The sequence below is a fragment of the Labilibacter marinus genome (assembly GCF_001659685.2).
GTDB lineage: Bacteria > Bacteroidota > Bacteroidia > Bacteroidales > Marinilabiliaceae > Saccharicrinis > Saccharicrinis marinus.
Genome location: NZ_LXYE02000057.1, coordinates 19,613 through 34,184 on the forward strand (window position 1 = coordinate 19,613; position 14,572 = coordinate 34,184).

Annotated in this window: 7 protein-coding genes and 1 pseudogene; 7 read left to right on the forward strand and 1 reads right to left on the reverse strand. The window is 35.2% G+C overall.

Annotated features, from left to right (window positions below; all coding sequences use genetic code 11):
* Positions 1–165 precede the first annotated feature (165 nt).
* The 6 genes from tsaD (at position 166) to A8L32_RS21855 (ending at position 5,048) form a co-directional block, all read left to right on the forward strand.
* Positions 166–1,185, forward strand: a complete 1,020-nt coding sequence (tsaD, locus tag A8L32_RS21830; protein ID WP_075591546.1) for a tRNA (adenosine(37)-N6)-threonylcarbamoyltransferase complex transferase subunit TsaD — start codon at positions 166–168, stop codon at positions 1,183–1,185.
* A 123-nt stretch (positions 1,186–1,308) separates the two neighbouring features.
* Positions 1,309–1,599, forward strand: coding sequence for a PqqD family protein (locus A8L32_RS21835; protein WP_075591547.1), 291 nt, complete (start codon positions 1,309–1,311; stop codon positions 1,597–1,599).
* A gap of 25 nt (positions 1,600–1,624) precedes the next feature.
* Entirely contained in the window at positions 1,625–1,849 is a 225-nt protein-coding gene (locus A8L32_RS21840; protein WP_075591548.1) for a hypothetical protein, read from the forward strand.
* A gap of 16 nt (positions 1,850–1,865) precedes the next feature.
* A complete protein-coding gene (locus A8L32_RS21845) occupies positions 1,866–2,768 on the forward strand; it encodes a hypothetical protein (RefSeq protein ID WP_075591549.1) in 903 nt (300 codons plus the stop codon).
* Positions 2,758–3,213, forward strand: a complete 456-nt coding sequence (locus A8L32_RS21850) for a S24/S26 family peptidase (protein ID WP_075591550.1) — start codon at positions 2,758–2,760, stop codon at positions 3,211–3,213. The genes A8L32_RS21845 and A8L32_RS21850 overlap by 11 nt, the downstream gene beginning before the upstream one ends.
* A 50-nt stretch (positions 3,214–3,263) precedes the next feature.
* Positions 3,264–5,048: an ABC transporter ATP-binding protein gene (locus A8L32_RS21855; RefSeq protein ID WP_233145519.1), complete on the forward strand. Its 1,785-nt coding sequence runs from the start codon at positions 3,264–3,266 to the stop codon at positions 5,046–5,048.
* Between the two features lie 879 nt (positions 5,049–5,927).
* Here the strand turns inward: A8L32_RS21855 and A8L32_RS23445 are convergent.
* Positions 5,928–6,143, reverse strand: a complete 216-nt coding sequence (locus A8L32_RS23445; protein ID WP_143525195.1) for a hypothetical protein — start codon at positions 6,141–6,143, stop codon at positions 5,928–5,930.
* A 719-nt stretch (positions 6,144–6,862) separates the two neighbouring features.
* Here A8L32_RS23445 and A8L32_RS21860 point away from each other — a divergent pair.
* Positions 6,863–14,572: pseudogene (locus A8L32_RS21860) on the forward strand (hypothetical protein); the annotation flags it as partial.

Consider the following 14,572-nt stretch of genomic DNA (forward strand, 5'->3'; position numbering starts at 1 on the left):
AAAAGTGCGTAAAACAATATTTTATAGGATTTTTTAATAGTTTTGTGCTTTATATGATGCAAAAGTAGGTAAAAAAGGTCTTAAATATGCATATCAGTGCTGATGTTTATGTAAATTATATAGATCAAATATCATGCAGAAATATTAAAAAGTAACGGATAATTTATGAGTGTATATATTTTAGGTATTGAATCTTCTTGTGATGATACATCTGCTGCTGTTTTTAAAGATGAAACAATCTTGTCTAATAGAGTGGCAAATCAGGAGGTTCATAAAGATTATGGAGGTGTGGTTCCTGAGTTAGCGTCAAGAGCGCATCAGCAAAATATTATCCCTGTAGTTGATAAAGCTATTAAGGATGCGGGTATTACTGCTGCGGATATAAACGCTGTTGCATATACTCGCGGACCCGGTTTAATGGGATCTCTTTTAGTAGGGACTTCTTTTGCCAAAGGTTTTTCTTTAGCTAATAATATACCCATGATTGATGTAAACCATCTGCATGCGCATGTATTGGCCCATTTTATAAAGGAGCAAAATGAAGAAACAGAGCACCCAGAATTTCCATTTCTGTGTTTGTTGGTTTCAGGAGGCAATAGCCAAATAGTTTTGGTGAAAAGCCATTTAGATATGGAAGTAGTAGGCCAAACAATAGATGATGCTGCAGGTGAAGCGTTTGATAAATGTGCTAAAGTGATGGGCTTGCCTTATCCAGGAGGACCATTGATTGATAAGTTAGCCAAGGAAGGTAACCCTGAAGCTTTTACTTTTTCGAAGCCACGAATTAAAGGTTATGATTATAGTTTTAGTGGTTTAAAAACTTCATTTCTTTATTTTTTGAGGGATCAACTCAAAGAAAACCCTGATTTTATAGAGGAGAATAAGAAAGATTTATGTGCTTCGCTGCAAAAAACCATTATTGATATCTTATTAGATAAATTGCAATTAGCGGCTAAGGATTTGAAAATTAATCAGGTAGCCTTGGCGGGTGGCGTTTCTGCTAACTCTGGATTGAGGATTGGTCTGGAAAATTTAGCGATTCATAAAAAATGGAAAACCTTTATTCCAAAGTTTGCGTATACCACCGACAATGCAGCAATGGTGGCTGTATCAGGCTATTACAAGTATAGGTTAAGCCAATTTGTTGAGCATGATGCTGCACCTTTTTCGAGGGTTGTTTTTTAATCAGGAAAAAAAGATAGTTGCTAATATAATGGTAACATTATATCAAAGTGAACAGTATTTAAAATAATAGTTGAAGCTTTATTTAGTATTTTTTATACTTTTGTTCGATAAAATGTATTACTCATGGAGTTATCGCTTGTTTATTATAAAAATAACAACTTTGTATCAAAGTCTATTGGAAATGAAAAGGTATTAGTACCTTTAACTGATAATGTGGCAGATATGAATAAAGTGTATAACTTAAATGAAGTTGGTTCATTTATATATGATTGCATTAATGGAAGCAGTTCCTTAAGAGAGATACTGAGTAGTTTAATTGAAAATTATGAGGTGTCGGAAGAAATTGCAATGGATGATATTAATAATTTTATAACCTTAATGGTTGCTAAAGGAGTTTTATTCACCAAACAATAATGGTTTAGGGATAAGATTTATTTTGATGGAAAAAAGAATACACAAAAAAAGAAAATATTCGAGACCGCAACTGGAGGTTATTGATGTTGATCATGAAATATCGATGGTGATGATGACCAGAGCTGATAATCCTCCCGGGTTAGGAGGGTTATCAATAGAAGAATCCCAGGAATCTGGTCCGGCTAGTTCGTATTCATCTTCAGACGATAGTAATCCATTCGGAGGAAATTCTCCGGATTATTCCAATTAAATTGTGAATATGCAAAATGAGGAATATCATTTTTGTAAAATTTGGTGGTTTATTAATTGAACTAATATCACATAGCTCTCAGTTAATCCTAAACAAAGATAGGGGCGTTAAGCATTTTATTACCTCTGCAACTTCAAAAAAAAGTAATTATTCTATACACTTTCAAGTAGTATCTTCAACAGAGCTATCTGACTTTAAGCAAAAGTTTAAAGGGGAACCTGAAGAAAATGATTATATCAATTATGATTGGTTTGTGTCTGAACGGAATGGAGAAATTGCATTAACCGTAGATTATAAGGATCATGAATGTATAAAACAAATTGTAGCATTTGTTAATTCTAACTCCAAAGATATTAGGGTTGAAATAGAGTTAGTGAACGAAAATTACCCAGTCCATATTGAACCGTTAATGCACCCTTTAGGATCATTATTGATGATTTATTTGTTTCATTGGAATGAAGGTGCACTTATACATGCGTCGGCAGTGTCAGATAATTGTAATGGGTATTTGTTTACTGGAGTTTCGGGTATTGGAAAGTCGACAATGGCAAGGCTTTGGCAAGAATGTGGAGCGGAAGTTTTGAATGATGATAGATTAATACTACGTTTAATTGGTGATGATGTTATCGTTTATAATAACCCAATGCCATACTATAATCAAAGAGCTCTTAGTTCTTCATTAAAAAAAATATTCTTGCTTAAACAATCTTCACAAAATTATATTAAACCGTTACAGGGAGTGTTGGCATACTCTCGTGTATTGGGTAATTTTATTCAGCAATTTTATAATCCACAAATGGTTCATAAACATTTAGAAATTGTGGAAAGTATAATTAATAAAGTGTCTGTTTACGAAGTAGGCTTTAAACCTGATGTTAATATTGTTCGTTTGATAAGAGAAATGGACAATGATGGATAAGGAAAGAAAAAGGATATTATTTGAGCAGACCTTTGTTTCTTTGTTGGAGCAAGGTAAAGAAATAGAGATACCTGTATATGGACTAAGTATGTTTCCTGTTTTAATGCCTGGAGATCGGGTAAAGGTAGTGAAAGGTGATAAGTTAAGGATTGGAGATGTAATAGTTTTTAAAAATAATGGTAACTTAATTGCACATCGATTATTAGCTGTTGATATAGAGAATAAAGTAGTTTTAAGCAAAGGAGATGCTTTAAAGAAATCTGATAAGGTTTACTCTCTTCAATCTATATTAGGAGTTGCCATTGTTCATAAGAGGAATAACAAAGAAATTAAATGGACGATGTCTGCCAAAGTTAAGAGAGTATTGGCATTTGTATCTCCCCTTATGGGTTACATAAATTTCTATTTAGGTGTAATATGGTCAAAGTTTTTCAAAACTTATTAATATCTTTTATCCTTTTTCTTATCTTTTCGCTTTAAAATTTAATGCTTAAAATGAAGCGATTTCAAACCAATGATATTTTCCGTTCTTTAAAAATTGTATGGAACTGTTCACCTAAATGGACCCTTGTAAATGCCGCAGTGGTGGTGGTAAAAGGTATAGTACCACTTATGCTCATTTTTATTATTCAGTATTTGGTAGATGGTGTGAGCATCCTTGCTTTACAAGCCAATACAAAAGATGTGTACTTAACATTGGTTAATATTCTGTTATTCGCTGGTGGAGTATTTGTTTTAAATGCAGTATTAAATTCTGTATCTGGTATTATTCGCGAAAAGCATTCGTTCTTCATTACTGATGCGGTTCAGAATATGATTCATGAACGAACTACGAGTCTGAATTTTGTCAATTATGATGATTATAATTTTCAAAATATCTACTATCGAGCCATTAATGAAGCTAACTACAGACCATCTAAGATTTATTATGGATTTATAGGGTTGGTTCAGAATGTGATTACTTTAGCCTTGATAGCAAGTTTATTGGCTAGTCTGCACTGGTTCATGCTTGTAGGTTTGATATTGATTTCTATACCGGTGGTTATTATACGCTTAAATTTTTCACAAAAAATATATGCCTTTCAGCGCGAACATACGGAAGAGGAGCGTTATGTGAACTATTATAATCGTTTATTAACGGGTAAGGAGTTTGCTAAAGAGCTACGCATCTTTAATTTATCCAAGTTATTTAAACAACGTTTCGAAGAAAGTAAAGTTGATTTGCGAGTTAAGCACTTTGGTATGCTTAAGCTCAAAACTAAATATGAGTTATTGTTGCAAATTATTATGGCTTTGGCTTTAATTTCTGTTTTTGGCTATATATCGTTTCAGGCAGTTAATGGGAATTTAACGCAAGGTCAAATGGTCATGTTCTTTTTGGCTTTATATCGAGGTTATAGTTTTTTGCAAGATTTGTTAAGTCAAATATCGGGGCTTTATGAGGACGGATTGTTTCTGAAAAATTTATTTGAGTTTATGGATCATAAAGAGCTCCGTAAAAAACAAAGTAGGAGTGCTGTTTTTCCTGTTCCATTGAAAACAGGAATCATAATTGAGAAGGTGTTTTTTAAATACCCTAATAGTAGCAGGCATGTATTTAAAAATCTAAACTTAAATATTAATAAAGGTGAAACCATTGCTTTGGTTGGGGCTAATGGAGCAGGTAAATCTACTTTAGTAAAGTTGCTTTGTGGCCTGTATGAACCTGATAAGGGAAGTATAAGGGCGGATGGTGTCGATATTTCTACTGTGAGCCAACAATCTATATCTGAAAATGTTAGTGCGGTGTTTCAAGATTTTATGCTATATAACTTCTCGGCAAAAGAAAACATTTGGCTCGGAAATATAAGTAAATCGCAAAACGATGAGGCTATTGTAGAGAGTGCACAAAAATCGGGAGTGAACGACTTGATTCAAGAACTTCCCAAAGGATATGAAACGACGTTAGGCACATTATTTAAAGATAGTGAAATGTTAAGCGTTGGAGAATGGCAGCGTATAGCCCTTTCTCGATCTTTTTTTAACGATGCTCAAATGGTTATCTTAGATGAACCTACTAGTTCGATGGATGCATTTACAGAGACTAATCTAATTGAGAACTTTAAAGCCATAACAAAAGGAAGAACGGCCATAATTGTAAGCCACCGCATGTCTACCATACATTTAGCCGACAGAATTATTGTATTGGATGATTTTGGAGTCGCCGAGGAAGGAACTCCTGAAGAGTTACTTAAAAAGAAGGGGCACTTTTATCAGATGGTGGAGTCTATTGGGAGATAGATAAGTATTTTGATTTTGCCAACGGCGTGTTTACTCATTACTCTGCTGATTTATAGGTGTTGTGGTTACTGAAAAAGTGACGATATTTATAGAAAACGTTACAATCTATTCATGCATATATTTTTGAAGCAGTACCAGAGAAAAGTTATTCAAATATCCTTTTTGTAAACTAGCTTCGGTTTTTTCTGTCCTTCAGGCTAATGTGATTTATTTATTGCAGTTAACACCTATGGCAGTTTAAATGAATTGCCTAACAACTTTTGTTGTATAATCTATACCAGTTTTATGTGACGGCTTTAAAAGTTGGGTATAAAGGTGCTTCCTGATTTTCGAGCAAATATCTTTGTTAGTATGAATAGAGAAAGACTATGCCTCAACCATCCCTCTGCATTGTATTCTGAGTCTTTTGTTTAGTGCTGAGGTATTTTGTATCGGCACTGGTACTCTTTTTTACAAGAAGTCGATAGTGTTGTTATAATGTGTAACGAAGACACTCTGGAGTAGCTAAAAGGAAGGTGAGTCTGCACTAATTTAACCTGTTTGGACTATGGCGCCAGACCTGTTGTAGCTATAGAAGGTTCAATGTTACGACTGTAAATATGGGGCAAATGGAACGACAGGTTTTATACTTTCTCAATATTTGGATATATATAAATAACCAATGTCATTAAGTTTCATAAATACAGAAGTTTATGTGTGTATAGCTTTTAGTCCCTGACTTAGAATATGATTCCCCTTTTCGTAACACAGTTAAAACTGATTCGATATAGCTTCGGAATAAAGCCTGTATATTTTCACATCAAACTCAGACCAAACTCACAAATATGTGAGTTTGGTCTGAGTTTGGTGTGACTTTTATATGAATTACTTCTGAACCAGTTACGCATCAGTATCGAAGTAATGCTCAGTATAGTTTGGTGTATGGGAGATGTGAGCAAAGCAAATGTCCTCTTCAACCAAGAGAGAAGTTTTATGGCTACTCAAGGTGGTATTCGGATCTATTAGTCTGCAAGCGGCATTATAGTCTGTAAAGGTATTGTCTATGGGAATTGCGAAAACACCTCCTGACTTGTTTCTCACCAAGAGTTGTAGCAAAATGATGTTTTTAAAGTCTGAAGCTTAGTAATTAAAAGCAATACGCTCATTTTTTCATTCCATAGCTCCCTGAAAGGGATTTAAGTTTTAAATCCTTATTACGAACCACTAAATAGATAATGCGGATTCAATAAATAAAAAATACAAATTGTTGTTATCCAATAAAAACGATCTAGAATTTTTAGCGCTTGTTTTGCTTTGGTGAAAGTGTTCTCGGTAATTTTTGGGTTTGTATACCTAGATAAAAGCGTGTTTAAATTAGCTGTGCCACCCGTGCACCAAGGTGAATGTAGACTGAGCCCTTTGGTACATATATTAATCAAGGTAAATAAGTGTACTGGCAAGGGAGGGGGTGTCGTTTGTATCGAAAAATGTATGCCTAAGCAGGTTTGCTAAAGTTTTTATTCAGGTAAATGGGGCTATCGGTTGGTTGATTCGTTCTTTTACCTTGGTAAATGATAGCCTAAATTTATTATAAACAGATATAAAGAATTTTAAAACTGGTGTTTACCCGTGGTTTAAATGGTTTTGTCCAAAGCATATAATTATTTGGCCTTTTTATGTAACCATATTCTAAATCTACGTACAAGTGGATTAAGAAGGAAATCATAAGCAAATCGCACATTTATATTAAAATCAAGATGTATTATTTTTGTGGCGATTTTTTGGAATAGTTAAAGTTACTTTGTAGAGGTAACAGAGATAAAAAATATTAGAAGATGAAAAATATATACACTTTTTTAGCTGTTGTGTTGATGATTGGTTCGTTGGGTGTTTCTGAAGCACAGAACCCATACGCTGACGGAACAAACCTTGCTGACGGAACAGATATAAATGTTACATGGTCAGTTGCTGGTGGCGAAGAGGTAAATGCTCTTGGCGATTTGTCAACAAGCCAGGCAGGTATAATTAATGGTGATTTAATTGTTGCGGGCGATTTAGATGCAGTAGATATAAGTGTTTATGGTAAACTAACTGTAAATGGTGACTATGTAGATAGTGATTGGTCAGGACTGCATATATATTCTGGTGGTGTTGTTGAAATAATTGGATCTTTCAATTCGAGTCAATCAATTGTTGTTGATGCGGGAGCTACACTTATTGTTTACGAGAACTTAACGCAAGGTAATGGAATGACCATTAATGGGAATGTTGTGGTAGTTGGTTCCTTGACGTGTGTTGGAGAAATTAACATAGCTTCAGTAACTGGTAATTTGGTAGTTGGTGAAGATTTAGTTGCAGGAAATAATGTAACAATTGATGGTGATTCTAATGCTGAACTTACTAATAATGTATACGTAATTAATGGTACGGCTTCAGGTGAAAGTTGGTCGAGTATAGAGACTAATGGTGCAGGGGATTTGGGGGATTATACCACCAATGAATCAGGAAATACAGACTTAACTGATATTGTAACCTCAGCAGCAATTGTACCGGAGCCAAAAACATACTATACCTTGGCATCTGGAGATTGGGATGACGAAGACATTTGGACACAAGACCCGGCAGGATCTATCTCTATTGATAAAGCAGTGCCATCTGATGGTGATCATATTGTTATACTTACAGGTAAAACAGTAACTGTGCCTGATGGAAATCCTCCTTATGCTAGCGATGTAACTTTAGATTTAGGTTCTGTAACTATATATGGTCAATTGGATTTGCGAAAATCCTCAGACCATGCTTTTGAAAGTTTAAAGGGTAATGGCCGTTTATTAATGGCTGATGATAATTACCCTACAATTACTGATGATTCAAAGTTTGTGGATGAAAGTGAAGATGAAGGAACAGCAGTTTATTATGGAGATAGTTTTTCTTTAATCAATGCTCAAACTTTTTATAATTTGGAGGTAGATGCTAGTGGTGAAATTATCACTTTGGAGGATGATTGTACTTTAAATGGAAATCTACTTGTAAAAGCAGGGACATTAAAAGTTAATGATACCGGAACTAGTGTAATAACTCTTGATGTTGCTAAAGATGTAACTATCCAAAGTAGTGGGTTAATGATGGTAGGGACAGGAGACTCTTACTCTGCCCATGCTCAGTATCATCAATTTATAATCGCAGGAGACCTTACTAATAATGGAACTGCTGAGTTCACTAATAGAGGAGCGGCAGTATACGATGTAGATGATACGGGTGGTGCAGTTGAGGTTATTTTTAATAGTCCTAGTAAGGATCAGGTATTAGAATGTAATGGACTTACTGTTTTTAACCAGTTAACTTGTGATAAAGGTTCGGATAAAACTTTTATGCTTGATGTAAGTGCTACTTCTACCAATAATTTTAAAATTTATGGTAGAAATGATGTTCAGCCCAGTGGTGATCCTGGAGATAGAGATGGTAATAAAGCCTTAAGATTATTGGCGGGAACACTAAAGCTAGGGAGTAATATTGTTATTGAAGATATATCGGAAAACAATTCATTTGACATTGATACAGATGCACGTCTGTGGCTGGATAATAATGCAATAGTAACCCTTACAGGGGATGATATTTATTTATATGGAGAATTAAAACTATCAGGAACAAGTCAGTTTTACGAACATTCTAATAATAATGGCTTAAAGTTACGATCACTTGGTATATTAAATATTGAAGGAGGTACTCACGAATTTAACTCAATTGGAGCCTCAACTAGTGGCTCGGCTGGCACACAATTAGGAGCCTACCTTCAATCAGGAGGAGACGTAACGGTGCTTAGTGAGAATTCTGGTTACGAATGTGCAGCATTCCACCTACCATTTAAAACAAATGTGTTTCAAATGTCAGGTGGTACACTTACCGTAATAGATGATGGAGATACAAGTGGAGGTGATAATTTCACCTTAATCATCAATTCAGCTGAAGGTAACTATAATGTAACTGGAGGTACGGTAAAATTAGCCAATAAGCATGATTATCCTCACAAGTTTATTTCCAGAGCACCTTTCTGGGACTTGTTATTAAGTAGCGATAATAATGATGGTGGTTATCAGTTGGCAGCATATACCGAGTCTGGTGGACCTCAATATGAAAATGTAGAAGTTGTTCCTCTTGTAGTACTTAATGATTTGACTATTGATAATATAAGAAATCAAACTTTTGATGCAAATAACATAGATGTTGAGATAAGTGGTGACTTTATTATTGAATCAGGAGCTGCATACGATCCAGGAAGCAATACTACTTATTTTAATGGTGCGAAAGAAAGTGAAATTGTTATAGAATCAGTATCATCAGTTTTGGATATGAATAAAGTATTGGTAGACAAAGACGATAATACTTGGAGTGTAAAAATTAATGCACCAAACTTTACGGGAGATCATCCTCTTGAAATAGGAGATAGCTTGATAATTACCCGAGGTCTATTTGATGTGGTAGATTATGAGGTGGATGTAAAGGGTAATGTTGCTATTACAGATGGTGGTATTGAAGCTACTGGTTCATCTGCTGGTAAAATTGTTTTAAATAATGGATCCGCACAACAAACTCTTTTAGGATCGGCTATTTATAATCCGTCTTTTGGTCGTATAGAACTTGATAATGGCACCCATGGTGCAGCTATTGAGTCAGATGTGATCATGGATTATTTTGAACTGACTAGTGGTGTTTTAAACCTAGGAGATTATAGGTTGACGGTAAATGACGATGCCATTGTAGGAAGTGGTTATAGTGCCTCTAAGATGATACAGACATCTGGTGGCCATGGAGCTCGAGGGCTAAGGTTTAAATTAACAGAAGATTATGGAGGTGGAGAAACAATATTATATCCAGTAGGAACACCCGGAGAATATACGCGTTGTGAAGTGAGTATAACAGGTAATATTGCAGCTGTTGATGGCTATTTTACAATCGTTCCGGTTGCTCTAGAACATCCAACATATGAGCCAGGTAAGAATATTGATGTGATGGCTTATTATTGGAAAACTAAAGCAGAAAGTCTTTCCAATATTGCAAGTAATGTTGAGTATCAGTTCTATTGTGGGGATGTTTCTCCTATTAGTAAAGAGTATTATTATTTAGGAACTACTTGGACGCAAGGGGGTAATGCAAATAATCCATTGGTGTTTGAGTCGGGTAATATTAACGGATTTGCTACAGGCGATTTTACAAGTGGTGAAAACAATGGATTTAAAAATGTAACAACAGTATATACCGTTGGTTCTGGAGATTGGGATGAGGGAACTGTATGGAGTTCAGGTAGTGTACCAAAATCATATGAGTTTGTAGAAATTAGAAATGGGCATACTGTAACTATGGATATTGATGGTGTTACTGTAGGTTCGTTAACAATTGAAGAAGGAGGTAAGCTTGAAGTTGAAACAACCACTGGACATACCTTTAATATTGTAAAAGGTGACGGAACATTTAGTATTGCTAGTGCAACAATTCCAACTGCTGATTATTATGAGTTTATGTATAGCGATTTGGCAACATTTGAATATAGAGGTGATGTGAATATTGATATCCCAACAGACTTTTCGGTTTATCCTAACTTGTTTATTGCTGGGGCGAGTAGAAAGTCGCTGCCTAATAATATGGATATATTGGTTAGGAAAAACCTAACAATTGATGGAAATGTAACTTTGAGGACGAATAGTGCCGATGATTTAACGATTCAAAATAATTTAGTTATTGATAATGGTGGTTTACTGGAGATTAATCACGGTAATTCTCATGAGATAACTGTTTATGGTTCGATGGATTTAAGCGGGGCAGGTGCAAATGAGATTTTAGTTAGAGATGGAGGTACAAATACTCAAACTTCAAAAGTTAATTTATATAAGGATATTTTACTGTCCTCTAATTCCAAAATTGATTTATGGAGTGATATATCCAAGTCTATAGAATTACATTTTCTAGGAGATGAGGATTCAAATGTTGATAATAGTGTTGGAGGTAGTTTAGATTTTAGTAGAATAGTAGTTAATAAATCATTGAGTACCTCGACGGTGTACATTAATGGAGGATTGAATTTGTACGCCCCTACTGATGAAGTAACAAAGTCAATTCATCTAATAAAAGGAATTTGTCATTTAGAAGATGTTGGTACGCATACTATCTCATCAGGTACTTATGATTTTAAAATTCCATCGGGTACAACTTTAAAAGTTGATGATGGAACTACATTAAATGTAATAGGTGATGATAAAGGTATATGGCTAGATGGATCTTTAATCATTGAAGATGGCGGTATTGTTAATAATAATGGTGGAACAAATAATTATATTGAATATTCTTCTTCTGGTGATGCAAACATTACCTTAAATGGCGCAGGAACTCTGAAGGTTGGATCTCAAATTCGTCGTTCTTTGTTTATAGATTTGGGCGTGTTAACGCTGAATCAGAATAGCACCACTGCAAATACATTGCTTGTAGGAGATACGGATACCGGAGACCAAAGTCGAGGAATGTTTGAAATATTAGGAATAGGAAGTTCGTTTACGCAAGCACATGGGACTAATATAATTATAGAGCGTGGTCATGGAACCGATAATATATCTCTTTATTTCGATCCTGCGACATCGTCTATTGCTACCGATGCCGGTTTTACTATAGGTAACACTCAAACGCCTTCAAATAATACGGTTGCTATTTATGCACCTAAAGAAATAAATAATCTTACCGTAGCTAGTGGCAATGTAACAGCTCAGTTGTTTGTTAATCCTCTAACAATAAATGGAGATTTATTAATAACAAACGGTGTATTTGATACTAACGATTTAGATTTAACATTAAAAGGTAATTTTACAAATAGTGTTGGTACTGCAGGTTTTGATGCAGGTAATAATATAACATATTTTACAGGATCTACTGATCAAACTATTAGTGGAGAAACAACTTTCGATCATGTTATAAAAGAAACTGAATCTACTTCGCTAATACTTGATGCAGATATAACAACTGACGATCTGACCTTAAGTTCAGGTTCTTTAAATACAGGGATATATGATTTAACTGTACTAGGTGATTTGTACAATGCTATTACAACTTCTAGTTCAGATCCGAGTCAAGGTGTTGTAATGGCAGGTCCTGATGTTCAACAATTAAGTGGAGCAGGTACCTTTGCTCGTTTAACCATAAATAATCCTAATGGAGTTGCGGTTCCAACTCAATCAGGTTCTATTAATTTTACTGATTATTTACAGTTAACGGATGGGGTTTTGGATATTGGGCGTAACTTGTTGTTATTAAATGAGGATGCTACTTTTATAGGAGTTGGTTCCGATCCTGATCCGGCTATGGCCTTTAGTGATAATAATATGGTTCAGACCAACCTATCTTTTGTTGATAATGGTATTAAAAAAGTATTTCCTCTAGTGTCGGGGTCAACATACTCATTTGTTTATCCAATAGGTTCCTTAGGGAAATATACGCCTGTAACAGCGAGTATTACTACTAATGGTAATAATACCGGTTCAATAAGAGTAAAGGCTGCGGACGAACATCATGCAAGTATTACTGATCGTTCAGAAACAGCCTACGATGACACGAAAAATGTATTGCAATATAATTGGACGCTAGATGCGGATGGTATAGACGGGTTTACTGCGAACTTTGTGATGAAAGGAAATGCTTCAGACGCTCTAGTTACAGATGGAAATCTAGTAAGTGATTATATTACTGCGCGAATATTGTTAGATGAGATTAAGTGGAAAAAATTTGATGAAGCTGATTATTTCAATGAAGCTGATACTGAATTAACTTTTAACTTTGCTGATTATAGTGATGGTGATATCGATGGTGATTATACGGCTGGTATTGCAGATGCTATTCCTGATTTATTGGCTGCTTATATAACTGTCGTTGATAATGGAGATTGGGATGAAGAGTCTACTTGGAAACCGTATAATCCAGAAACAGGTATAACAGATACGGGAGGAGATGGTCCTACAGGTGGTCCTAGGGGAAGTTTGGTTTATGTAGATAGAAATGTAATTATGCCATCTAACTTCATGTCGGCTTATCGTACAAATATTCTTGAATCAGGAACTATTACTACAGGAACTACAATTGGTCATCGATTAGGAGATGTGTCTGGAACAGGACTGTTAAATTTAGGCAGTGGTAACTTGCCTGCAGGTATTTACGATGAATTCTTTTCGAATAATGGTGGTACGCTGCAGTATTCGGGTACTTCAAGTTATGATATATTAAGTGAAATTACGGAAGTAAATAACCTGAAACTAATAGGGAGTGGTTCTGACGTACGACGTTTGCCTAATGTAGAGAGCGGATTCCAGATATTAGGAGACCTTACGATTGAGGATGTTCATGTAGAAAATACCCATAATCGAAATATGTTTATTGCAGGAGATGTTGTATTTACTTCAGGTACTTTTGATGCTGGAACGACTAGTGGTGATAGAATTCCAACAGTTACTTTTAATGGAACCAGCTTGCAGGATGTTTCAGGAGGTGTTGATTTTACATCATTAGGGGCAGGTGCATTTTATAATTTTGAGATAAACAATGTTTCAGGTGTAACGATTTCAAATAATATTGAAATAGAAAATGTGTTAAAACTTGGTAGTGGAGTCATTTTTGCGGATGCAGGAGGTAGTGTTAAAGTGACTAACTCTTCTGGAAGTGCTGTGAGCGATGGTGGTGAATCATCTTATGTACAAGGCCCTTTAAGTAAGGTTATAAATAATTCAGATAGCTTTACATTCCCTGTTGGTGATCAAAATAGGTTTATGCCTATAAATATTGCCACAGATGGAAGTGGTGGCGGAACGGAATCTTGGGAAGTACAGTATTATAGTTCTGCGTTTTCAGATGTTTCTGCTAATTTGCCTGATGTAGCTTATGTAAGTCGTTCGGATTACTGGAGGGTTTTAGCGGAGTCTTCTAATAATGCAAAAGTAACTTTAAATTGGGATGCAGCAAGTGGAGTAGACCCAGATAATGGTCAGTCGAGTATGATAAAATATTCCTCAGCAAATTTATGGGAAGTTGAGGCAGGAACATTCTCTGAAACGTCAACGTCTTCTTCAGGAAGTATTGTGTCAAATAGCTTAATTGGATTTAATGATCATGTAGCTGAAGGTAATTATTTTACGTTTGGTTCTATAACAATACCAACGTATGATTGGAATGGAACATCCTCTGATTGGTTTGATCCAAACAACTGGGATTTAGGTTTTGTACCGAGTGCGGGTACAGATATTACAATTGGTACTGATGGGACAGATCCTATTGTTAGTAGTGCAGGTGTTGCTCAGGTAAATAATTTAACTATTAATTCAGGTGTCAGTCTTACTCTTCAGCCAGGAGCTCAAATGACCATTAATGGAGATGTGGTTTGTGATAATGGAGCTTTTGTAATTCAAAATTCAGTAAATCAACCTTCATCTCTTATTCATCATGGAAGCATGACTGATAGAACAGTGACAGATACACCTGCTCAGGTACAATGGACTTATAGTGATAATCGTTATTTT

Bases quoted from the DNA above. Each gene is read 5' to 3' on its own strand.
- tsaD (WP_075591546.1), top strand. From the start codon at position 166: ATGAGTGTATATATTTTAGGTATTGAATCTTCTTGTGATGATACATCT.
- A8L32_RS21835 (WP_075591547.1), top strand. From the start codon at position 1,309: ATGGAGTTATCGCTTGTTTATTATAAAAATAACAACTTTGTATCAAAG.
- A8L32_RS21840 (WP_075591548.1), top strand. From the start codon at position 1,625: ATGGAAAAAAGAATACACAAAAAAAGAAAATATTCGAGACCGCAACTG.
- A8L32_RS21845 (WP_075591549.1), top strand. From the start codon at position 1,866: ATGAGGAATATCATTTTTGTAAAATTTGGTGGTTTATTAATTGAACTA.
- A8L32_RS21850 (WP_075591550.1), top strand. From the start codon at position 2,758: ATGATGGATAAGGAAAGAAAAAGGATATTATTTGAGCAGACCTTTGTT.
- A8L32_RS21855 (WP_233145519.1), top strand. From the start codon at position 3,264: ATGAAGCGATTTCAAACCAATGATATTTTCCGTTCTTTAAAAATTGTA.